We start from the raw sequence: 20,885 nt of genomic DNA, 5'->3' as shown, positions 1-20,885 counted from the left end.
CGCAACACTCCTCTCGCGCCCCGGCCCCGGCGAACCCGCTCGCCGCCGGCCGCGTCGCCGCGATCGGTCTATAGTCCGGGGCGACGGGACGAACATGCGCCAAAAGTCCGGTTCTCTGGTCCAATCGTCCGATCGCCGGCCGGGTCTCGACGTCCTCGCCGACGTCCTGCGCGGCGTTCGCCTGCAGAGCCGCGTGCATGCGCGCTACGAGCTGACCGCGCCGTGGGGCATGCGCGTCGACGGCTCGCCGCACCCGCTGTTTTATGCCGTCATGCGCGGCAGCTGCCTGCTGGCCGCCGACGACCACGAGCTCGCGCTGGCGCCCGGCGACTTCGTGTTCATCCCCGCCGGCACGCGGTTCAGCCTGCGCGACCGGCGGGGCACCCGGGCCCTGCCGATCGCCGAGGTCTACGCCACGCGGGTGCCGTTCCGCTGCGGCGGCGTGCTCCACTACGGCGGCGGCGGGGTCGAGGTCACCCTCGTGGTCGGCTCGTTCACCTTCGCCGGCGAGGCCCTGAGCCCGCTGGTCGAGGCGCTGCCGACCCTGCTGCACGTGCGGAGCGATGCGCCCGACTCGCCGCGCTGGCTCGAGGCGACGCTGCGCTTCCTCGCCGCCGAGATCGAGGCCGAGCAGCCGGGCCACGAGACGGTCGTCAGCCGCCTCGCCGACGTCCTGTTCGTCCAGGCGCTGCGGGCCCACATGACCTCACGGACAGGCGAGAGCGGCTGGCTGGGCGCGCTCGTCCACCCGCGGATCGGCGCCGTGCTGCAGCGCATGCACGAGAGGCCGCAGGCCCCGTGGACGCTGGCGAAGCTGGCGCGCCTGGCCGGCATGTCGCGCTCGGTGTTCGCCGCGCGCTTCAAGGCGCTGGTCGGCGAGGCGCCGCTGGCCTACCTCACCCGCTGGCGCATGCATCGAGCCATGGCCTTGCTGCGCGACCGTGACGCCTCGCTCGCGGACATCGCCCGCGCCGTCGGCTACGAGACCGACAGCGCCTTCGGCAAGGCGTTCAAGCGCCGCGTCGGCGTGACGCCCGGCGAGTTCCGGCGCAGCGGCCCGCCCCCGGCCCATTGACCGCGCCGCGCCTCACCCCACCGGCTCGGTGACCGGCCCCGTCGCGTCGCCGCAGTGCCACTGGAAGTTGTCGACCAGCACGAAGCTGTCCCAGTTGACGTCGTCGAGGTCGAAGATCGCCAGCACCAGCTCGATCGTCTCGCCCGGCACCACGTCGGCCGTGGTCGTCAGCCACTTCGTGCCGGCGCTGTAGCGCATGCACGTCCCGGCGAACTCGGGCAGGTCGCCGCCGTCGTCGTACAGCTCGAGGAACGCCGCGTTGAGCGACAGCGCCTTGCCCTGATCGTCGAACGAGATGTTGCCGGTCCAGTTCGTCGACTCGAGCCAGCCGATGAACATGTCGTTATACGGCTGGTCCTGCCAGATCGGGTACTCCTTGGTGAAGAACGCCAGATCGAAGCTGAACGACTCCGCCCCGGGCGGGACCACCGCGGTGAAGCGCAGCTCCTGGTAGTCGTACTTGAAGCCGCTCTGGTCGAACTGGTCCTCGATCGTCTTCGAGCAGTCGCCGGTGCCGACCAGCGACGGGTCGACCAGGCAATCGCCCGCGACCGGCTGCTTCGTGATCGGCGGCGGGAACTGGGTCGTGTCCATGCCGTCGCCGGGCGTAAACCACGAGTTGCAGTGAGAGGCGACGTCGCCCTCGTCGGCCGGCACGTCGTGCATCTCCGCCAGGTCGCCGGTGCTCAGCACGAGGAAGCTGCTCCCCTCGCGCGGCGTGAACGTGTCGGCCTGGCCCCACTGCGAGAGGACCCGCAGCCCGGCCGGGTTGCCGTCGAAGCCGCCGGTGACCGTCCACTCGCCCGGGCAGTTGAGGCCGATCGCCTGCAGCGGATCGCCGTCGACCGCGTCGCAGGCCGCGTGCTGCTCCGCCGCGCACTCGCTCGGCCCGCCGAAGTCGGGCATGCCGACGTCGAGCGCCGGCCCGCCCGTCACCGCGCCCGTCGACGTCGGCGCCGCGGTGCTGTCCTCGCTGCTCGTCGTGCTCGCCTCGCCCGTCGTCGCCGCGCCGGAGGTCGGCGCCGCGGTCGTCGACGTCGTCGCGAGCGACGTCGCCCCCGTGACGCCCGTCGCGCTCGTCCCCGAGCCGCCCCCGTCGTCGCCGCACCCCGGCGCCAGCACCGAGACCGACGCCACCAGGAGACCAGGCCAGGACAAAGATCGCACCATGCCGCACCGTATCACGCCGCGTCAGTCCCTCGCGCCTCCGAGCTCTCCCCGCGGAGATGCCTGAAGTCACTGCCTCTCGCCCGCGACCTGCAGCGACCCGCGGATGCCCGCAGCCACGGTCCTCGCCGGGGATCTCCGCGGCCCGTGGCACCCGCCGCGGAGCGGGCGAGATTCACGGCCCTCGCCCGTGCCCCGCCGCGGTCTGCCTTCCGCTCGCCCGCGGGACGCAGGTCCGCTCTACCTGCGTGACGGCGTGTGGGACGGCGCGCGGATCCTCCCCGAAGGCTGGGTCGAGTACAGCCGCACGCCCACCCGCACCGGCCCCGGCGACTACGCCGCCCACTTCTGGGCCAACGCCCCCGACCCCGCCGACCGAACAAGCGCCGCCTGCCCCACGTGCCCCCCGACGCCTACCAGGCGTCCGGCTTCCAGGGCCAGGCCGTCCTCGTCGTGCCCTCGCGCGACGCCGCGATCGTCCGCCTCCGCATGACCCACGACCGCGCCGCCTGGGACCTCGACGCCTTCGCCGCCGCCGTGCTCGCCGCCCTGCCGCCCGCGTGAGCGCCGCGCCTGCGCTCTTCGACATGCTCTCGCGGTCATGTTCGTCCGATCATGTTCATGACGACATGCTCTCACCGACATGCCCATCCGGACATCCTCGTCGATGCCGCCGGCCTCCGCCCCTCAGGGCAAGTTGCGCTCCTGCTCGAGCGCCCAGCGCCCGTCGCGGCACCACAGCGCCTCGCTGTACCCGCCCGGCTCGCCCCACGACAGCACGCAATAGCCGTCGTCCGCGCGGCACGGATCGCCCGCCTTCGGCGTCGGCTCGCAGCCGCCGTCGGCGCCGCGCCGCACCTCCGGCGTCACGACAGCCTCGGCCTGCTCCGCGCCCGCGGCCTCCGCTCCTGCGCCCGCGGCCTCCGCTCCTGCGCCCGCGGCCTCCGCTCCTGCGCCCGCGGCCTCCGCTCCTGCGCCCGCGTCCTGGGCCGGCGCCGCTGCGCTCGCCGTCTCTGTCGGGTTCACCACCGCCGGCGACACGCTCGCCGGCTCGCCGCGCACGCAGCCGCCCAGCAGCGCCGCGATCACGATCGCCGGTCTCGCTGTCACAGGTCCTCCAGCGCCTCGCTCGTGCACGCCGGCGGCGCCGTCACCGGGTTGCAGCGAGCCGGGTTGCCGTCGGGGAAGTCGAGGAAGTAGCGCATCCCGTCGACCGGCGCCGGGAAGTCGTCCTTGAGCATGTGGATCCCGGCAGCCTTCGCCGCCTCCGCCTTCGCCTCGCACGCGGCGTCGTCCTCGCCCGCCCCGCACACGTTGGTGGCGATCAGCAGGTTGGCCGCGTGGGCCTGCGCGATCGCCTCGTCGTCGTCGATCCCGAGCTTGGCGAGCGCCGCCCACGGCGCCGAGAACTGGCCCGGCGTCGCCCGGGCGAACATCGCCCGCCCGGCCAGCGACGTGTACCCCGCCGTGTAGTCGTCCGCGTGCCCCTCCTCGACGTTGAGCAGCACCAGCAGGATCTGCCCGCGCAGCTGCGCCAGCGTCGGCCAGCCCTCGGCCTCGAGCGCCGCGCGCACGCTCGGATGCCCGGCCTGCAGGTCGTCGGGCGTGAACAGCTGCTCGGGCGGCAGCACCTCGCGGATCGCGTCGTCGAGCGCGTCGAGGTCGGACGCCCCGATCGGCAGCCCGCCGGTCGAGTCCTTGATCTCGACCCACACCACGATCGGCAGGTGATCCGGGTGCGCCAGCGACCAGTCGCGGATGAGGCCCAGGCAGTCGGGCACGTTCGTGCAGGTCGCGGACGCATCGATCACGGTGATGTGATAGACCTCGAACTCGCTGACGCCCTTGTGGACGTCGAGCTCGAACGCCCGCACGCCCTGCTCGCCGAGCTGCACGTCGAGCGGCGCGTGGCTGTACTCGTGGCTCGGGTCGAACGGCAGCAGCGGCTCGACGTGATAGCTGTTGTGCGTCCCCTTGACCTGCACGTGCTGCAGCGTGAGCACCTCGTCGAGCGAACCGCCGCCGGTCGTGTCGGTCTCGCCGGCGGTGGTGTCGCCGGTGGTCGACGTCGACGTCGAAGTCGTCGTGGTCGTCGACGTCACCGCCTCGGTGGTCGAGCTCGACACCTCCGACGTCGAACTCGTCGAGCCGGTCGTCGTCGTCTCCCCGCCCGATCCCGAGCCGGCCGTCGGCGACTCCGTCGTCGTCGGCGCCCCCGCCGTCGTCCCCGTGTCGTCCGCCGAATCGCTGCCCGAGCTCGTGCTCGCGGAGACCTCCGTCGCGCTCGTCGACCCGCCCGGCCCCGGCGCTCCGCACCCCGCCATCGCCAGCGCCCCGCACAGCAACCCGCGGATGAGCCCGTTCGCGCGCATGCGAACATCCTCGCACGCACCCCGCGTCGCTGTCACGATCGGTCGCCCGACGATCCGCGATCCGATGCACTCGCGCCGGATCGACCCGAACCTCCTCGTGCCGTCGCCTCCGGCAGCTCGCTCCGGTCCACGAGCGCCCTCGTGCCGCCCCGCCGGCAGTTGAACCCGCCCCGCGAGCGCCTTCGTGCCGCCCCCGCGGACCTCGGTCCGCCCGCCCGGCCCGCACCACCGCGCCGGTGCGGCCGCGTGCCTCGCACCCGCTCGTCCCACACGGTCCCCGTCGCGCGTGCCATCCTCCTGACACCGGCCCGCATGACCCCGCAGCCCTTCCCCGTGGTCCGAGAGTTCGTCCGCGACCGCGACCCGGCCTTCTTCGGCCGCTATCGCCTGTGGTTCCAGCAGGTCGCGCCCTGGTTCGACGACTATCGCGCCCTGATCCCCGTGCGGCCCGGGGCCACCGCGGAGCTCGACGCCGCCATCGCGGCCCTGCCGGACCAGCACTGGCCGCTGCACCGGATCGACCGTGATCGTCACGCCCGGGGCTGGTCGCTCGATCGCGGCGAGCCCGGCCAGGACCTGCTCTCGCTCGAGCAGCTGTCCGACGTCTGCTACATCGACGCCCGCAACCTGCACTGGGCCCTCGACCGGCTCGCCGTCTTCCTCGCCGACGCGCGCCTGTTCGTGCGGTCGACCGGCGACGCCGACGACCGCTGGCTCGACGAGTACACCCTCGCCGAGGGCTGCGCCGAGGTCCGCCGCTGGCACCTCCCCGAGCCCGGCTGGCCGGGCGTGTTCGCCGTCTACGAGGCCCTGGTGCGCGAGCGGCCGGCCGACCGCGAGCTCCGCCGCTTCGTCGCATACGCCCACCGCGAGCGGGCCGCCCCCCTCGACCCGGCCGACCGCCTCGCCCGCGAGCACCTCGCCCGCGCCGCCGAGCTCGAAGAGGCATGACCCCCGCGACATGCCCTCCAGGACATGCCGAGGACGACATGCCCGATGGAGCATGTCCTGACATTCACGCCCGCCCGCGCGAGCGCCAGATCACCGCGTCGACGACGTAATGGTGGAAGTTGACCGTCTGGTGACAGACCAGCACCCACGGCAGCACCTCCCACGCCATCCGCCCGGTCGCCTGCCCGAGCGCGAAGTAGAACGCGGACGACAGCGCCAGGCACACCAGAGCGTAGCGCAGCGCCTGGTCCGGCTGGCACAGGCGCGACAGGAACGGCCGGCGCGGGTCGACGCCGCCGCGGAACCGGCGGACGTTCATCGCCCACACGAACAGCAGGTACTGCGCGTTGTGCCAGATGTTGATGAACAGCCAGCCGAGCGTGATCTCCGGGACCACGAGGTAGCTGACCGCCGTGATCACCACGTGCGACAGCACGAACAGCGCGTGCCCCGGGCCGCGCGGCCGCCCCGAGCCGAGCGCTCGCAGGTGCCGCGCCGTCCACAGCGCCAGCGCCCCGAGGGCCACCGCCCCGGCCGCCACCACCAGCGCCTTCGGCACCGACGGCAGCCAGATCGGCCCGCCGTAGAACCGGCCCGGCTGCTGGTGCGCGCGGTGCAGCAGCCCCCACAGCGGCCAGGCGAACACCACCAGATCGCTGAGGCGGTCGCCGGCCGGATCGATCCCCGCGCTGCGGTGATAGGCGCGGGCGATCCCGTAGCTCTGGCGGGTGTAGTGCCACGACTGCCACAAGAAGTAGATCGTATGGAGCGCCAGCACCCCGCCGAGCGCCGCCGCCCCGGCCGTGGCCGCGAACACCAGCGGCGGCAGCCCGAACAGCAGGAACGCGTGGGCCCGCGCGCCCTCGCGGTCGAACGCGATCCGCGTGAACGTCGACGCCGCGTGCGGATAGGCCAGGAGCCAGAAGTCGACCGCGAGGACCGCGGCGAACAGCGCCGGCGAGGCCATCGCCGCCCCGCCGAGCACCAGCGCCAGCGCCAGCACGCCGACGATCAGCGACAGATCGAAGCGCGGCCCGCGGAGCCAGTCGACGGACCCCGCGCCCACGGACTCGACGCCCGCCACCGTCACGCTCCCTCGCGGCCCCCCTCAGGTCGGCGGCGGCAGATGCGGCCGCGGCTCCGGCTGCGGGTCGGGGGTCTTCGGCTGCGGCTCCGGCCGCGGCTCCGGCTTCGCCGTGGGATCGGGCTGCAGCTTCACGTCGGGGGGTGGCGGCGCGTACGGCTGGTTCTCCGGCGTCTGCGGGGGCGGCGGCTGCTTCGGCGCCGCCTCCTTCTCACCGGTCTTGGCGGCAGGCGCCCCGCCGGTGCAGCCGCTCAGGGCCACCGGCGCGAGCGACAGCCACGCGGCCGTCCACGACGCGGCGAACCGCGCGCGGCCGGACGGGGGAGCAGAGGAGCGCGATTCGGGCGGCATCGACATGGGCCCACGCTACCACGCCGGCGCGCCGCCACACCCGGGCCGCCGCGCGCCCGCGCCCGACGCACCGCCGCGCCCTGCTGTCCTTTCGGACCTGCCCGACCAATCATGCCCTCTGCGACATGTCCCTACGAGCATGTACTTCATCCCATGCTCGATCGGGCATGTTCTCGCGGACGCCCGTCGCCGCTCAGGTCACCGGCGGCGCCAGCTCGGGCGGTCGCTGCACCGGCTCCGGCTCCGGCTGCGGCTGCGGCTGCGGCTTCGCGTCCGGCGCCGGGTCGGCCTCGGGTCCAGCGCGGGCTTCGGCTCGGCCGCCTGGATCGGCTTGCTGCTGCCGCTCTGGGCGCAGCTCTCGAGGCCGAGGAGCGCCGCGCCGCCGAGGAGGACCGTCACGGCGGCCGCGGCGACGCCCCGCGAGGCCAGCCGCTGCATCGAGTCGGAGTCGGGCATTGGTAGATCCTATGACTTTCTGGGCGTTGCACCGCCCTGAGGTTGCCCAGGACCCCCTGTCAAACCGTGCGTGCGGTTTTCCCGCACACGGCTTACCGACGGTCTTGGAGGAGTGGCGTGCGCCGGATAGCGCACGGATGTGCGGAGTTGGTGGAGGCCCATCTCGTAGAGGCGCTCGTGGGTCCACTTGCTCGGCCGACAGCGCGGGCGTTGTCCGCCACGTCGCCATACCCAGCGCGCGATTCGGGCGCGCACGTAGTGGTCGACCTGGTTGAACTTCGCGTCCGCGTTGCCTGTCCTGAAGTATTCGGCCCAGCCACGAAGCACAGGGTTCAAGGCCGCGATGATCTGCTTCACGTCCTTGGCCTGGTTGCCTCGCACCGAGGTCAGCGTGTGGACCTTCTCGCGGATCCGCTTCATCGCGCGCGGCGAAGGCCACCGCTGCATGAAGTGGAACTTCGGCGCACGTTGGATGCTGCGCCGCTTGCGAAAGGTGCAGCCGAGGAAGTCGAAGCTCCCGCGGCCGTACCGCATGTCCACCAGGCGCGTCTTGTCCGGGTGCAGCTCGAGTCGCAGTCGCGCGAGGAGCTCCCGCGCCTTCTGCATCGCCGCCTTCGCCGCCGACTGTCTGCGACACATGATCACCAGATCGTCGGCGTAACGCACGAGCAGGCCCAGGTGCGAGCCCTCGGCCTCCCACGCACGGTCGAAGGCGTGCAGGTAGATGTTGGCCAGCAGCGGCGAGATTACGCCGCCCTGGGGCGTTCCCGCGAGCGTCTCGCGGATCCTCCAGTTCTCCATCACACCCGCTTCGAGCCATTTGCGGATCCGCTTCAACACCCGCCGATCCGATACACGCTCCTTCACCAGCTCGATCAGGATCTCTTGGTCGATGTTGTCGAAGAAGCTCCGGATGTCCGCGTCGACGACGAAGACGTGGCTCTGGTTGCCGGCCTCGCGGACGACCTCCATGGCCTGCTGCGCGCACCTCTTCGGACGGAACCCGTGGCTGCACGCCAGGAAGTCCGCCTCGAAGATCGGCTCCAGCACGATCTTCGTCGCTGCCTGCACCACTCGGTCCCGTACAGTCGGAATCCCGAGCGGCCGCTGCCCCCCGTCGCCCTTCGGGATGTACTGCCGCCGCACCGGCTGCGGGCGGTAGCGTCCCTCACGCAGATCGACCGCGAGCTCGCCGAGCCACTTCGTGACCCCCGTCTGCTCGATCGCCTCGATGGTCACCCCATCGACGCCGGCCGCCCCGCGGTTCCTCCGCACACACTTCCACGCCTCCAGCAGGACGTCATCCCTGTGGATCCGGTCGTACAACGCGTGGAAGCGCCGTGTCTTGCTCGACTTGGCACACTCCCCAAGCTTGCGCTGAAGTTCTCGTACTTTGAACGCGGGGTCGTTGGGCCTCGCGGCCATGCCCTCGCACTTACCCTCAGCGTCAAGCGCGACCGAAGCAGGGGCCCTTCCCTCCACGGCGTTGTCCGCCGCTTCGCAGGTACTACGGCCCCCTCGGACTCCCTCCTGGCGCGACAGGACTTCACGCTCCGCGCTTATACCTGCCGCTTCACCCGACGCAGGCCGCCAGGGAGGGTCTCTCCTGTTCCGCACGGTTCCTTCGCTACGTGCCGCCGCCACTACCCCGGGGAGGTCCAGCGCACTTTCCGGAACTGACACGCTGTCCGTCGCCTTCGCCCTGTCATGACGGGCTCGGCCCTCCCGATCACCTTTCGGCTGAGAATCTGACGAGGCTTGCTCGGCGTTCACTGCGCGTTGCGGCCCGCAGCTTCGCTCCCTGTCTCCAAGGACAGGCTTTCGACACCCCGCTCGGGCCGCAAGGATCTCTCCCTGGACCTGGGGTCTGCTTCCGGGTGCTCCGGCGCTTACCCGGGCGGGACTCTCACCCGCTGAAACCGTGCGACATGATGACGAGTCCTCGCCCCCTGCGGGGGTCCGATCCTCGTCGTCGTCAGGACGCACCATGTTCGTCACGCTAACACGCCCGCGGCCCCCGGGGCGCGCGCCGGGCGGCCCCCGGCGCCGCGCGATCCCGGGCGCCCGTCCCCGATCTGCGGGGGGCCTCCTGCCGCGGCCCGGCCGGGCGTATAGTGTCCCGCCTCGATGCTCCTGTCCGAGCTCACCCCGCGCGTCACGGCCCAGGTCCGCATGCTCGCGGCCGGACTCGCGCTCGACCCGGCGACGCTGGCCGTGCGCCACGTGCCGGAGCGAGGCGACAGCGCGCGGGCCTCGTTCACGATCGCCGACGCCCGCGCCCGCTACGACCTGGAGCTCGCCGCCGACGCGGCCGGTCACGCCGCGCTGCGTCGCTGGCACGACCTCGGCGCGCCGCTGGTCGCCCGCTACCACGCGCCGCGGATCTGCGGCTGGCTCGAGATCGTCGACACCCCGTTCGCCGGCCTGGTGCTCGAGCACATCGACGGCGTCGTCGTGCGCGACCTGTCCGAAGCGCCAGATCTGGCCCGCGCCCTCACCACCCTCGTCGGCCGCCTGCACGCCGACCGCGACCTCGCCGCGCGCCTGCCCGGGCCGCCGCACACCTGCTGCGACGCCTACCTCGCCGATCGGTTCACCCGCTGCACCGCCGCCTTGCGGGCCGCTCGCGCCGCCCTCCCGCCGTTCGTCGAACCCGCCACGCTCGCCTGGCTCGCCGGCGAGGTCGATCGCGTCACCGCCCTCGTGCGCAGCTCGCCCGCCTTCGCCGTGCCGGCCGACCTCCCCGTCCACGGCGCCCTGCAGCGACCCGGCAACCTGCGCGTCACCCCGGCGGGCGCCTGGTACGTGCTCGGCTGGGACGCGCTCCGCCTCGGCGACCCCGCGCTCGACCTCGCCGCCCTGCCGCCCGTCACCCCCACCATCGATCCGAGCGCCGACACCATGCAGGCCACGCGGTCGATCCGCGAGCCGTGGCTGTCGCAGCGGATCGCCTTGCTGCGCCGCGCCAGCGCCCTCGCCGGCGCCATCGAGCCGCTGGCCGACTGGATCGCCGCCGCCGGCTGGGCCGAGCACCGCGAGCGCGCCCAGGCTCGGGGCCAGCGCGCGCACGAGTCGGCGCTGGCGACGTACCGCCAGGACCACGCGTGAGCCGACCGCGCCCCGCCCCGCCGGCCGCCAGCGACCTGCCCGCGATCGACAGCCTGCGCTGCTTCGTCGCCGCCGCCGAGCACCTGAACTTCAGGACAGCCGCGCGCGCCCTCGCCCTCACCCCCGCCGCCGTCGGCCAGCGGATCCGCCTGCTCGAGCAGCAGCTCGGCGCCGCCCTGTTCGTCCGCACCACCCGCTCCGTGCGGCTCACCGACGCCGGCCTGTCCTTGCTCCCGCGCGCGCGCGCCTGCCTCGGCGAGGCCGCCGCGTGCGTCCGGGTCGTCCGCGGCGAGGACGACCCGCCGCCGGTCGAGCTCACGCTCGGCACCCGCTTCGAGCTCGGCATGTCGTGGCTCGTCCCCACCTTGCCGCGCCTGCGGGCCGCCCTGCCGCGGGTCACCATGCACCTGTTCTTCGGGTCAGGTCAGGAGATCGTCGACCGCCTGCGCAGCGGCCTCGTCGACTGCGCCGTCACCTCCGCGCGCATCGACGACAACCGGCTGCTCGCCGAGCGCCTGCACGAGGAGCGCTACGCCTTCGTCGCCGCGCCCGAGCTGCTCGACCGCCTCCCGCTGGCGCGCCCCGAGGACGTCGCCCGCCACGTCCTGCTCGACATCGACGCCCGCACCCCTCTCTTCAACTACTTCAGCGGCGCCCCCACGGCCCCGGCCCTGCCGCGGTTCGGCGGCCATCGCTGGCTCGGCCTCGGCGCCGCCGTCAAGGTCCAGGCGCTCGCCGGCGAGGGCGTCGCCGTCCTGCCCCTCTACATGATCGAGGCCGAGCTGCGCGCCGGTCGCCTGCGCCGGGTCTTCCCCACCGTCGCCCTGCTCATCGACTACTTCCGCCTCCTCTACCGCGACCACGACCCCCGCCAGGCCGTCTACCGCGCCCTCGCGGCCGAGCTCGCCCGCACCCCGATCGCCTGACGGCGCCGCGGCCTCACGGCCGTGGAATGTCGCAAAAAACATGCTCGAAAGAGCATGTCCTGAGATACAGCAATCCCCGCGCGCGAGCACCCCTCGCCGGAGCAGCGCCCCGATCGCTCGAGCGCGCCGCGGCCGAGCTATCGTAAAATGTTCCGAAGGACATGCCCGAAAGACCATATCCCGCCCCCGGCAGCTCGCGCAGCAGCCTCGGCCCAGCTCCGGCCGGTCCGACGCGCCGACGGACCGACCGGCGATCGAGCGCGAGCTACCGCGCGCCCGCCATCGCGCCGGCCCAGGTGCCGGTCGCCTGCGCCGCCCGCCAGGCCGACAGCGCCGGCAGCCCCGACGCCTGCAGCCCCGGCACGATCACCTCGTGGACCGTGGCGAAGAACAGCCGGCGCGCCGCGTGCCCGTCGCACACCCCGACCGCCTCCGCCGCCGTCGACGGGCTCGCGCGCGCCGGCAGGTGCGACAGCTCGTGCGTCGCCAGCTCGTCGAGCGCGATCACCAGGTAGTCGCCCAGCCGCTCGCGCAGCGCCGGGGACAGCGACGGCGCCAGCTCCTCGAGCAGCCGCCAGCCGAACCGCGCGTGTCCGACCTCGTCGGCGAGGATCTCCGCCAACAATCGCTGCAGCGCCGGCGGCCCCGCCGACCGGCGCTCGGCGTCGATCAGCGCCACCGCCACCGTCTCGCTCAGGCACGACACGCTGATCACGTTGCGCAGCACCGCCTCGAGCGGGTCCGCGTCCTCGTGCTCGGGCACCGGCGGCAGCGACGGCAATTCGATCACCGGCTCGCCGCCGAGCACCTCGACCACCGCCGCGCAGCGATCGGCGTGGCGCCACTCCTCCGCCACCATCGCCGCCACCCGCGCGCGCCGATCGCCGCGGATCCCGGCGCGCTCGAGCTGTCGGGCCAGCGCCGAGAACACGCGCGCCGACACGTGCTCGTTGAGCATGCGCCCGCGCCACGTCAGGATCGCCGACCTCCGGTCGACCTCGTCGAGCTCCGCCAGCGCGCGCGCGTCGAGGCGCAGGTCGGCGCGATCGGCCGCCCCGCGCAGATCGAGGCTGCTCATACCCACCTCCCGCGGGCCGCCCGGGCCTGCTGCAGCCGCTCGCGCAGCGCCGCCGGCGGCGCCGGCGGGCCCCACGGCGTGCATTGCGGCGACGGCTGCCACATCTGCCGCTCGCAGCAGGCCCAGTCGACCTCGCCGGTGCGCATGTCGACGCAATCGTCGAGCCCGCCGGTGCTGCTGTCCGTGCCCGTCCCGGTGTCCGTCGCCTCACCCGTCCCGGTCTCGCCCGAGGTCGTCGTCGTCGAGCTCGCGAACGTCGTCGCGTCGGTCAGCAGCGTGTCCTCGCCGCCGGTCGACGTGCTCGCCTCGCCGCTGCCGGTCGTCCCCGTCGTCAGCGCCCCGCCCGTCCCCGTCGCCCCGCCGGTCTCGTCCGCGCCGCCGCTCGTCGTCAGCGCCGGCGTCGTCGCCTCTGCGGCCGTCGACCCGGTCGACCCCTCGCCAGGCGCCTCCGTCTCCCCCTCGCTCGGCCCCGGCCCGCACGCCGCGACCAGCGTCAACATCAGCCCGAACCGCAGCCGCGGCCGCCCCACGAGCCCCGCCGCGGCCGCCAGCGCGCGCTCGTGATGAGATGTCTTAAGAGTCATATCCAATCATCCTCCCACCAGACGATGAACCATTCGCCGCGCGGGCGGAAGCGATCTTGCGTTGGCTGCGCTGTCAACGGCCGCTTTACAATCGCCGCGCGGCCCGCGAGCGCGGCCGGTGCCCCGCCACCTCCCGCCGCGACGGCGAAGTGGACGTGGTCCCGGTGCGTGGCGAGCGTCATGTCATCGTATTCGTGCCTGGCGCCGAGCTCGTCGTTCCCTCCCTTGCGATCGGCCTCCCCGGCGACGCTCGCGTCGAAGATGCTCTCATCGATCGCCCGGGCCGGCTCCCGCCGTCGCTGCTGCAGTCCTCGAGCAGGCGCCGACGATTCGCAAGCCGGCACAGGGTCGGGCAACCCGCATTCGCCGGACCGCGACCATCGGCTCCGAAGCCTCGCGCGCGCCCTGTCCACGATCGTGCTCCGCAGCCCCAACCGTGGCAGTGAAGCACGGTCGAGCCAGCACGAACGACGTCGTCGCCGAGACAGTCCACCGCACACCGCCACGGCGCGACGCCGCCCGCGTCGGATCCCAATTCAGGCGCGCGCGGCCACGGGTGGTGCACCGGCGCGGGAGTCTGCGGGAGCTCTCGCGCTTCTGGCCTCGCCCCCGCGGGTCCGACGCGAAGACGTGCCGGACCACAACGGTCCCGCTTCGGACCCCGCCCGAGAGTGACAGCGGGCGCGACGAATACGACGCCGAACTGCCGACACCCGCGGCAGCGATCGCACTATCCATAGAATAAGCAGCTGCTCGCCGGCCCGGCCTCGCCGCGCCCTGGCGCAGGCGTCGACCCCCGCGCTCGCCCTCGCACGTCCGCGCGACTCCGACCGTTCGGCAGCGCGGCGCTGCGGTCCGAACTCACATGGCTCGAAGTTCAGGTCGACCGATTTCGGCGCCGGCCCTCGGCGAATATCGCCCCGGCGAACGAATCGCTATCGGCCGGAGACCCGCTCGCGGCCGAAGCTGTCATGCCGGTCCTCTCGCTCGCGCCGCGCCTGATCGTCGCGGCGAGGGTCGGCCCTTGTCCAACCAATCGATCGGAGTAGAAAAAGCATGGAGAACACGAAGTCCCGCGAGGCTCGTCGCACGTACACGTGTGTACTTGCGACGGCGCTGCACCTCCTGGCCGCCGGCTGCGACGGCAGCGTGGAGGTCTCGATCCACATCACCGACCCCACGCCCGAGCAACCGTGCGGCGACGGCCAGCTCGACCCCGGCGAGGAATGCGACGACGGCGCGGCCAACGGCAACGCCGCCGCCTGCAAGCTCGATTGCACCCTGAACGTCTGCGGCGACGGCCACGTCGGCCCCGGCGAGGCGTGCGACGACGGCGACGACGTCGACAGCTGCGCGTCGGGCCCCGTCTGCGGCGACGGCCACGTCGACCCCGGGGAGGTCTGCGACGACGGCAACGACGTCGACGACGACGCGTGCAGCAACGAATGCGCGCTCCCGGCCTGCGGCGACGGCGTCGTCCAGCTCGGCGAGGCCTGCGACGACGGCAACGACGTCGACGGCGACGCCTGCACCAACGCCTGCGTCCTCGCCTCCTGCGGCGACGGCATCGCCCAGCCGCCCGAGACCTGCGACGACGCCAACGCCGTCGACGACGACGCCTGCAGCAACCTGTGCGTGGCCGCCACCTGCGGCGACAGCGTCCTTCAGGCCGCCGTCGGCGAGCAGTGCGACCACGGCCCCGCCAACGGTCCCGGCGGGGCCTGCCGCGCCAACTGCCTGCTCAACGTCTGCGGCGACGGCGATCTCGGCCCCGGCGAGCAGTGCGACCACGGCCCGAACAACGCCGACCACGCCGTGTGCACCCTCGATTGCACGATAGGCGTCTGCGGCGACGGTCACGTCGGGCCCGGCGAGGCCTGCGACGACGGCGACGGCGTCGACGACGACGAATGCACCAACGCATGCACCGTCCCGACCTGCGGCGACGGCATCGTCCAGGCCACCGAGGCCTGCGACGACGGCAACGCGATCGACACCGACGCCTGCACCACCGCCTGCACCGCCGCCGCCTGCGGCGACCACTTCGTCCAGGCCGGCGAGGCCTGCGACGCCGGCGCGGGCAACAGCGACGGCGGCGACTGTACGCTGGCCTGCAAGCACGCCATCTGCGGCGATGGCCTCGTCCACGACCAGGGCAGCGGCAGCGAGGAGTGCGACAACGGCCCGGACAACGGCCCCCAGAAGGGCTGCCTCGCCGGCTGCCACCTCAACGTCTGCGGCGACGGCGATCGCGGCCCCGGCGAGGGCTGCGACGACGGCAACCTCGTCGGCAACGACGGCTGCAGCCCGCTGTGCGCGCTCGAGGAGTGCGGCAACGGCGTCGTCGACCCCGGCGAGCAATGCGACGACGGCACGAATCACGACCAGGACGACGGCTGCACCGACCTGTGCCGCCTCCCCGCGTGCGGCGACGGCTTCATCCAGCCGAGCCTCGGCGAGCAGTGCGACGTCAGCAACCTCAACAGCAACAGCGGCGCCTGCACCCTGAGCTGCAAGCACGCCGTGTGCGGCGACGGCCTCCTGTGGCTGTCCGTCGAGCAGTGCGACGGCGGCGAGGACAACGGCGAGGACCAGCCCTGCAAGCCCGACTGCACCGGCGCCATCTGCGGCGACGGCTACACCGGCCCCGGCGAGGCCTGCGACGACGCCAACCTCGTCGACGACGACGGCTGCACCAACGCCTGCAAGCTGCCGAGCTGCGGCGACGGCTTCGTCCAACCCGGCGAGCAGTGCGACGAGGGCGCCGGCAACGCCAACAACGGCACCTGCACCCTCGCGTGCAAGCTGCCGGCCTGCGGCGACGGCTTCGTCCAGGCGGGCGAGGGCTGCGACGACAAGAACCTCACGCAGACCGACGGCTGCCTCAACCACTGCCAGCTCCCCACGTGCGGCGACGGTTACGTCTGGGCCGGGCAGGAGGGGTGCGACGACGGCAACAACGTCGAGGGCGACGGTTGCTTCGCGTGCATGCCCGGCAAGCGGGTGTTCGTCACCAGCACGACGTACAACGGCAACCTCGGCGGCATCAGCGGCGCCGCGACGAAGTGCCAGGACCGGGCCAACGCGGTCGGCCTCGGCGGCACCTGGGACGTGTGGCTCAGCACCGACGCCAGCGCCCCGTCGACGCGCTTCGTGTCCCCCATCTCCGGCTATCGGCGAATCGACGGGGCGCTCATCGCCAACACCTTCGCCGATCTGACCGACGGCGCGATCGCCACCCCCATCAACCTCACCGAAACCGGCACCACGGTCTCGGCGGACGTATGGACCAGCACCAGCGAGGCCGGCCTGGTCTCCCTCCCCAACTGCAGCAACTGGACCTCGAGCAGCTCCGTGGTCAGCGCGATCTTCGGACGCAGCAATTTGGCCACGAGCGCCTGGACCTTCAACCCCACCGCCACGTGCAACGGTGCGCGTCGCCTCTATTGCTTCGAGATCTAGCCGTTGATTCCGGTCGCGCCCCCGAGCTCGTTGGCGGGCTCGGGGGCGCGTCCCTGTCTCTGTCCGAGTGACCGCCTCGCCGGCGCGCGTCACGGCGCATCGGCGAGCGCGGGCGACGCTCCACCTTCATCGCAACGCGCCGGCTCTGCCTTCACCTTCCCCGGCCGGACCGACGCTCACGGTTCGCTCATGCTGCCGCACAAACGATCGGAGGGCCGAACGAGCCGCCCTCGACGCGGCAGCGGCGGCGGAACGCGCCCGGGGCCTCGCCCGTGTGGCGCTTGAACGCGCGGCTGAACGCGAACTCCGAGTCGTACCCCACCTCGGCCGCGATGGCTGCCAGCGAGTCGTCGCTCTCGACCAGCCGCCTGGCCGCGCGCTGCATGCGGACCGCCGTCAGATGGCGCAGCGGCGGGACGCCCTGCTCGGCGAGGAAGCGCCGGGCGAACGCCGCGCGGGACAGCCCCGCCGCGCTCGCGAGCGCCGCGACCGTCCAGCGCTCGGTCGGCTTCGCCTGCATGAGCTGGAGCGCCCGGGCGATGCGCCGATCGACCGTGCCTGCCCCTGCGTGCGCGCGGCGGTGGCAGTGCAGCGTGTAGGCGAGCAGCGGCGGCAACAAGGAGCGCGCCAGCGCCTCCTGCCCCGCACCCGGATCCGCGAGCGCGGCGCGCAGCAGGTTCACGATCGCCGAGAGGCCCGCCGAGCGTCGCACCTCCGCGGCCGGCAGGTGAACCACGGACCCCGGCAGCTCCGCGGGCACCCCGGCGTACCGCGCCGACAGCAGCTCGGCCTGCGGCGCACGGGCCCCGGGCGGCGGCGGGAGGCACCGCAAGCGCGGCTCGCGGGGCGCTGCGCCGGGCGGTCCGGCGCCGACGAGCACGACGTCGCCGGGCGCGAGCTCGAGGACCCGCTGCTCGCCGTGCACGAGCCGAAAAAAGCCCTCCACGACCACGTGCAGGCTCGGCAGCTCGCCCGCGTCCACCTGCCAGGGCGGCGCCCCATGACGCCGGGACACCGTCACGCCGCGAGGGACCTGCTCGTCGATCTCGTCCGCCATGGCTCGATGGTGACTCGCGCCGGGCCCGCCTGTCCAGCACGCGCCCTCAAATCGAGACGCCCGGGCATGACGACGCGCCTCATGGACATGGCGAGCAGGCCGCGGCCGCCGGATGCTCGGATCGTGCTGGACCCCGATCCCGACCCGAGCGAGCCCCACGAGGACCGGCCGCGCGTCCCCGCGTTGACCGACGAATTGCGCCGAAGCCTGCTGAAGAGCCGCACGGTGCTGATCTTCGGCGAGATCACCAGCGAGCTCGCGCAGGCGACCACGGCGCAGCTGCTCGCGCTCGCCGGCGAGAGCGAGCAGCCGATCCGGGTCGTCATCCACTCGCCCGGCGGCCACGTCGAGTCGGGCGACACGATCCACGACGTAATTCGCTTCATCCGACCCGAGGTCAAGATGATCGGCACCGGCTGGGTCGCCAGCGCGGGCGCGCTGATCTTCGTCGCCGCCCGGCGAGAGAACCGATTCGCGCTGCCGAACACGCGTTTTCTCCTCCACCAGCCGAGCGGCGGCCTGCGCGGGCCCGCGGCGGACATCGAGATCGAGGCCGTGCAGATCGCCGCCATGCGCGAGCGCCTCAACCGGATCTTCGCCGCCGCGACCGGCCAGGACCTCGCCACGCTCGCGCGGGAGACCGAGCGCAACCTGTGGATGAACGCCCGCCAGGCCCAGGCGTACGGCCTCGTGCATCGCGTGATCGAGCGCGGGGAGGAGGTCTGAGCCGCCGGTCCGCGGAGGATCGCCCTGGCGCTCGCGCCGGACGCCCGTTCACGGCCGGATCGCGCGCAACGCCGGCAGCTCGTGCGGGGCAGCCGCCGCCAGCATCGCGTCGATCAGCGTCCGCGGCTCGCCGAACCCCGCCGCCCCGCTCTTGCGAATGGCGGGTGACCGACTGATCGACCACAGCAGCGACGCCAGCAGCCGGATCGGCATTCGGCTGAACAGAACCATCAGCGCCGGCGTGATGACGTTGCCGAGCCGGCGCACCAGGCCGAAGCCCTCCGCGGTCGCCCGCGCGAACGTCATCGCCTCCGCCCACGACACCCCTGCCTGCCGCGAATGGCTCCTCCCCCGCGAGCACCATCACCGGCGTCACGACGGCCGCGTGCGTGCGCAGCCAGCTCTCCATGTCGCTGTGGACCACGCTGGGGATCCCCGCCGCCGAGAAAACCTCCGCCCAGCGCGGGTCGGTCACCGTCGTACGCAGCGGTCCGGCGAAGATCTCGGTCGCCAACACCCCGTCGTCGACGCTCGCCAGGATCGCCGGAAACCCGAACGTGAACCGCTCCGCGCCCACCGCCGCGCGCAGCCGCTCGAGCGGCTCGAACGTGTTGAACATGAACACTCCACCGCCCCTTCAGAGCCCCTCGCCCCGCCCCGGGGCCCCCGAGCTCCCCGAATTCGGGCTTTTGGAGGGGGGCAGAGCATCCCAGGACTTCCCGGAAAACACCTGAGTTTGGCAAGCCCTGGCAAAGACGGACCTTGCGATCCACCCGGCTCGCGGGGTCCGTGCTCGAGCCTCAGGAACTCGGAGCGACGCACGCGACCATGCCGGGCACATGGAACTACCGCGCCTCTTCCGCTTCCCGACTTCGGACCCGCCGGAGCCAGCGGGCGCACGCTTCATCACTACCACGCGATGGGCCTGCTGCGTCCATCCGGCCGGAGCGCTGCCGTTCTTCATCGGCAAGCGCGCGTGCGGCATGCCGATGCTGTGGAGCAAACCCGCTCCGAACGTCCCTTCCCTGCCCGTTTGTACTGCCTCGGCTGGCCCGCAACGGGTCTGAGTTTTGGTAGGGGAGAGGCGTGGCCAGGAGGCCCGCATGAAGAAGCAAGAACGCCGACACTTCACCCCCGAGCAGAAATCCAAGATCCTGCGAGAGCACCACCTTGACAAGGTGCCCGTGTCGGACCTGTGCGAGAAGTACAAGCTGCAGCCCAGCGTGCTCTACGGCTGGCAGCGGGCGCTGTTCGAGCGCGCGCCGCAGGTGTTCGTCGAATCTCGCACGACGCCGGCGGAGACGGTCAAGCGCGAGCTCGGCGAGAAGGTCGAGCACCTCGAGGCGAAGCTGGTCAAGAAGGACGCGGTGATCGCCGAGCTGTCGGAGGCGCTGGTCGACCTAAAAAAAGAGCTTGGGGGCTCTGAACGGCCGCTGGGTGCCCCATGAGACGCGGGACGAGGTGATCGACTTCGTCACCGACTGGTCGGAGAAGACCGAGCTGGCGCCGGCCCGCTTCGCGGCGTGGCTGGGGATCCAGCGGTCGCAGCTGACGCGCTGGCGCGAGCGGTACGGCAAGGCCAACGAGCACAACGGGAAGATCCCGCGCGACCACTGGATCCTCGACGCCGAGCGCCAGGCGATCCTCGACTTCTTCGACAAGCACCCGCTCGAGGGCTACCGACGCCTCACCTACACGATGCTCGACCAGGACATCGTCGCCGTCAGCTCGGCGACCGTCTACCGAGTCCTGAGCGCCGCTGGCCGCCTCGATCGCTGGCAGCGCGGTCCTTCGAAGGAGGGCACTGGCTTCCAGCAGCCTGACGGCCCGCACCGCCACTGGCACGTCGACATCGCCTACATCAACCTCGCCGGCACGTTCTACTACCTGTGCAGCGTGCTCGACGGCTACAGCCGTTACATCGTCCACTGGGATCTCCGCGAGTCGATGACCGAGCGCGACGTCGAGTGCATCCTGCAGCGCGCCCGGGAGCTGTTCCCTGGGACGCGGCCCCGCATCGTCACCGACAACGGCCCCCAGTTCATCGCCCGCGATTTCAAGGAGTTCATCCGCGTCGCCGGCATGACCCACGTCCGGATCTCACCCGGCTACCCGCAGTCCAACGGCAAGCTCGAACGCTGGCACAAAACCTTCAAGTCCACGGCCTTACGGCCCGCAGCGCCATCGACGATCGACGAGGCTCGTCGCGTCACCGCCGACTTCGTCGAGCACTACAACGCCCGCCGCCTCCACAGTGCCATCGGCTACATTGCGCCGGTCGACAAGCTCGCCGGCCGCGAAGCTGCGATCTTCGTCGAACGCGACCGCAAACTCGAGGCCGCTCGAGAGCTCCGCCGTCAACGCCGAGAACTTGCTCGCCGACACCAAACCCACCACGCTCCCAATCAGACCTGCCCACCCGCAAGTCCGTAAGCCGCACCTCCCTCGGTTGCATTCACGCTGAGCCAATACAATCCCCATCAGACCT

General features: G+C 72.5%; 23 protein-coding genes. 11 read left to right on the top strand and 12 right to left on the bottom strand.

Annotation, left to right across the window (positions count from 1 at the left end; all coding sequences use genetic code 11):
- The first annotated feature begins 94 nt into the window (after positions 1-94).
- Positions 95-1,075 carry a cupin domain-containing protein gene (locus NAEX_RS39610; RefSeq protein WP_096332646.1) on the top strand — a complete coding sequence of 327 codons (981 nt, stop codon included), beginning with the start codon at positions 95-97 and terminating at the stop codon, positions 1,073-1,075.
- Between the two features lie 12 nt (positions 1,076-1,087).
- Here NAEX_RS39610 and NAEX_RS39605 read toward each other — a convergent pair whose 3' ends face one another.
- Positions 1,088-2,245, bottom strand: coding sequence for a choice-of-anchor L domain-containing protein (locus NAEX_RS39605; protein WP_143141513.1), 1,158 nt, complete (start codon positions 2,243-2,245; stop codon positions 1,088-1,090).
- 396 nt (positions 2,246-2,641) lie between these two features.
- On the opposite strand from NAEX_RS39605, the gene NAEX_RS51465 reads away from it, so the two are divergent.
- Positions 2,642-2,806: a hypothetical protein gene (locus tag NAEX_RS51465; RefSeq protein WP_170136396.1), complete on the top strand. Its 165-nt coding sequence runs from the start codon at positions 2,642-2,644 to the stop codon at positions 2,804-2,806.
- A gap of 123 nt (positions 2,807-2,929) precedes the next feature.
- Here NAEX_RS51465 and NAEX_RS48955 read toward each other — a convergent pair whose 3' ends face one another.
- Complete coding sequence (locus NAEX_RS48955; protein WP_143141514.1) at positions 2,930-3,352, bottom strand: hypothetical protein; 423 nt, start codon at positions 3,350-3,352, stop codon at positions 2,930-2,932.
- Complete coding sequence (locus tag NAEX_RS39590; RefSeq protein ID WP_170136395.1) at positions 3,349-4,344, bottom strand: phosphatidylinositol-specific phospholipase C domain-containing protein; 996 nt, start codon at positions 4,342-4,344, stop codon at positions 3,349-3,351. Before NAEX_RS39590 ends, NAEX_RS48955 begins: the two co-directional genes overlap by 4 nt.
- Here NAEX_RS39590 and NAEX_RS51460 point away from each other — a divergent pair.
- Together NAEX_RS51460 and NAEX_RS39585 are read left to right on the top strand one after the other, a co-directional pair.
- The gene (locus tag NAEX_RS51460) at positions 4,301-4,777 is read left to right on the top strand and encodes a hypothetical protein (RefSeq protein WP_100793561.1); all 477 of its coding nucleotides are present in this window, start codon (positions 4,301-4,303) and stop codon (positions 4,775-4,777) included. The two genes, NAEX_RS39590 and NAEX_RS51460, sit on opposite strands and share 44 nt — an antisense overlap.
- 149 nt (positions 4,778-4,926) lie before the next feature.
- Complete coding sequence (locus NAEX_RS39585; protein WP_096332642.1) at positions 4,927-5,565, top strand: hypothetical protein; 639 nt, start codon at positions 4,927-4,929, stop codon at positions 5,563-5,565.
- A gap of 64 nt (positions 5,566-5,629) precedes the next feature.
- On the opposite strand, the gene NAEX_RS39580 is transcribed toward NAEX_RS39585, so the two are convergent.
- From NAEX_RS39580 to ltrA, 4 genes are all read right to left on the bottom strand, one after another.
- A complete protein-coding gene (locus tag NAEX_RS39580; RefSeq protein WP_143141515.1) occupies positions 5,630-6,649 on the bottom strand; it encodes a hypothetical protein in 1,020 nt (339 codons plus the stop codon).
- Between the two features lie 24 nt (positions 6,650-6,673).
- Positions 6,674-7,006, bottom strand: a complete 333-nt coding sequence (locus NAEX_RS39575; RefSeq protein WP_096332640.1) for a hypothetical protein — start codon at positions 7,004-7,006, stop codon at positions 6,674-6,676.
- Between the two features lie 192 nt (positions 7,007-7,198).
- On the bottom strand, positions 7,199-7,456 hold the full coding sequence (locus tag NAEX_RS39570) for a hypothetical protein (RefSeq protein ID WP_096332639.1): 258 nt from the start codon (positions 7,454-7,456) through the stop codon (positions 7,199-7,201).
- A gap of 9 nt (positions 7,457-7,465) precedes the next feature.
- The gene (gene ltrA, locus NAEX_RS39565; protein ID WP_096330026.1) at positions 7,466-8,881 is read right to left on the bottom strand and encodes a group II intron reverse transcriptase/maturase; all 1,416 of its coding nucleotides are present in this window, start codon (positions 8,879-8,881) and stop codon (positions 7,466-7,468) included.
- 702 nt (positions 8,882-9,583) lie between these two features.
- Here ltrA and NAEX_RS39560 point away from each other — a divergent pair.
- Together NAEX_RS39560 and NAEX_RS39555 are read left to right on the top strand one after the other, a co-directional pair.
- Complete coding sequence (locus tag NAEX_RS39560) at positions 9,584-10,564, top strand: hypothetical protein (RefSeq protein WP_096332638.1); 981 nt, start codon at positions 9,584-9,586, stop codon at positions 10,562-10,564.
- On the top strand, positions 10,561-11,490 hold the full coding sequence (locus NAEX_RS39555) for a LysR family transcriptional regulator (RefSeq protein ID WP_275937616.1): 930 nt from the start codon (positions 10,561-10,563) through the stop codon (positions 11,488-11,490). Before NAEX_RS39560 ends, NAEX_RS39555 begins: the two co-directional genes overlap by 4 nt.
- A gap of 265 nt (positions 11,491-11,755) precedes the next feature.
- Here the strand turns inward: NAEX_RS39555 and NAEX_RS39550 are convergent, their stop codons facing one another.
- Genes NAEX_RS39550 through NAEX_RS39540 form a run of 3 tightly spaced genes read right to left on the bottom strand, consistent with a single transcriptional unit; the run spans position 11,756 to position 13,508 of the window.
- Positions 11,756-12,568, bottom strand: a complete 813-nt coding sequence (locus tag NAEX_RS39550) for a ferritin-like domain-containing protein (RefSeq protein ID WP_177326079.1) — start codon at positions 12,566-12,568, stop codon at positions 11,756-11,758.
- Positions 12,565-13,152 carry a hypothetical protein gene (locus tag NAEX_RS48950; protein ID WP_143141534.1) on the bottom strand — a complete coding sequence of 196 codons (588 nt, stop codon included), beginning with the start codon at positions 13,150-13,152 and terminating at the stop codon, positions 12,565-12,567. Before NAEX_RS48950 ends, NAEX_RS39550 begins: the two co-directional genes overlap by 4 nt.
- Complete coding sequence (locus NAEX_RS39540) at positions 13,149-13,508, bottom strand: hypothetical protein (protein ID WP_143141535.1); 360 nt, start codon at positions 13,506-13,508, stop codon at positions 13,149-13,151. Before NAEX_RS39540 ends, NAEX_RS48950 begins: the two co-directional genes overlap by 4 nt.
- 700 nt (positions 13,509-14,208) lie before the next feature.
- Between NAEX_RS39540 and NAEX_RS39535 the strand changes: the two genes are divergently transcribed.
- Complete coding sequence (locus NAEX_RS39535) at positions 14,209-16,614, top strand: DUF4215 domain-containing protein (RefSeq protein WP_096332635.1); 2,406 nt, start codon at positions 14,209-14,211, stop codon at positions 16,612-16,614.
- A gap of 187 nt (positions 16,615-16,801) precedes the next feature.
- Here NAEX_RS39535 and NAEX_RS39530 read toward each other — a convergent pair whose 3' ends face one another.
- On the bottom strand, positions 16,802-17,671 hold the full coding sequence (locus NAEX_RS39530; protein WP_096332634.1) for an AraC family transcriptional regulator: 870 nt from the start codon (positions 17,669-17,671) through the stop codon (positions 16,802-16,804).
- Between the two features lie 81 nt (positions 17,672-17,752).
- Here NAEX_RS39530 and NAEX_RS39525 point away from each other — a divergent pair, with 81 nt between their 5' ends.
- Positions 17,753-18,397 (top strand): ATP-dependent Clp protease proteolytic subunit, encoded by a 645-nt coding sequence (locus NAEX_RS39525; RefSeq protein ID WP_420814178.1) that lies wholly within the window; start codon positions 17,753-17,755, stop codon positions 18,395-18,397.
- A gap of 48 nt (positions 18,398-18,445) precedes the next feature.
- On the opposite strand, the gene NAEX_RS39520 is transcribed toward NAEX_RS39525, so the two are convergent.
- Complete coding sequence (locus NAEX_RS39520; protein WP_143141536.1) at positions 18,446-18,703, bottom strand: hypothetical protein; 258 nt, start codon at positions 18,701-18,703, stop codon at positions 18,446-18,448.
- 83 nt (positions 18,704-18,786) lie between these two features.
- On the opposite strand from NAEX_RS39520, the gene NAEX_RS39515 reads away from it, so the two are divergent.
- The 3 genes from NAEX_RS39515 to NAEX_RS39505 all read left to right on the top strand — a co-directional run bounded on the left by NAEX_RS39515 (position 18,787) and on the right by NAEX_RS39505 (position 20,830).
- Complete coding sequence (locus NAEX_RS39515) at positions 18,787-19,131, top strand: hypothetical protein (protein ID WP_096332631.1); 345 nt, start codon at positions 18,787-18,789, stop codon at positions 19,129-19,131.
- 369 nt (positions 19,132-19,500) lie between these two features.
- Positions 19,501-19,845 carry a transposase gene (locus NAEX_RS39510; RefSeq protein ID WP_096332630.1) on the top strand — a complete coding sequence of 115 codons (345 nt, stop codon included), beginning with the start codon at positions 19,501-19,503 and terminating at the stop codon, positions 19,843-19,845.
- Positions 19,835-20,830, top strand: a complete 996-nt coding sequence (locus NAEX_RS39505) for an IS3 family transposase (RefSeq protein WP_211302553.1) — start codon at positions 19,835-19,837, stop codon at positions 20,828-20,830. The genes NAEX_RS39510 and NAEX_RS39505 overlap by 11 nt, the downstream gene beginning before the upstream one ends.
- The last annotated feature ends 55 nt before the right edge of the window (positions 20,831-20,885 follow it).

The organism is Nannocystis exedens (assembly GCF_002343915.1).
Lineage (GTDB): Bacteria > Myxococcota_A > Polyangia > Nannocystales > Nannocystaceae > Nannocystis > Nannocystis exedens.
The sequence above is the reverse complement of the archived record's forward strand: the minus strand, read 5'-3'. Positions and strand labels throughout refer to the sequence as shown.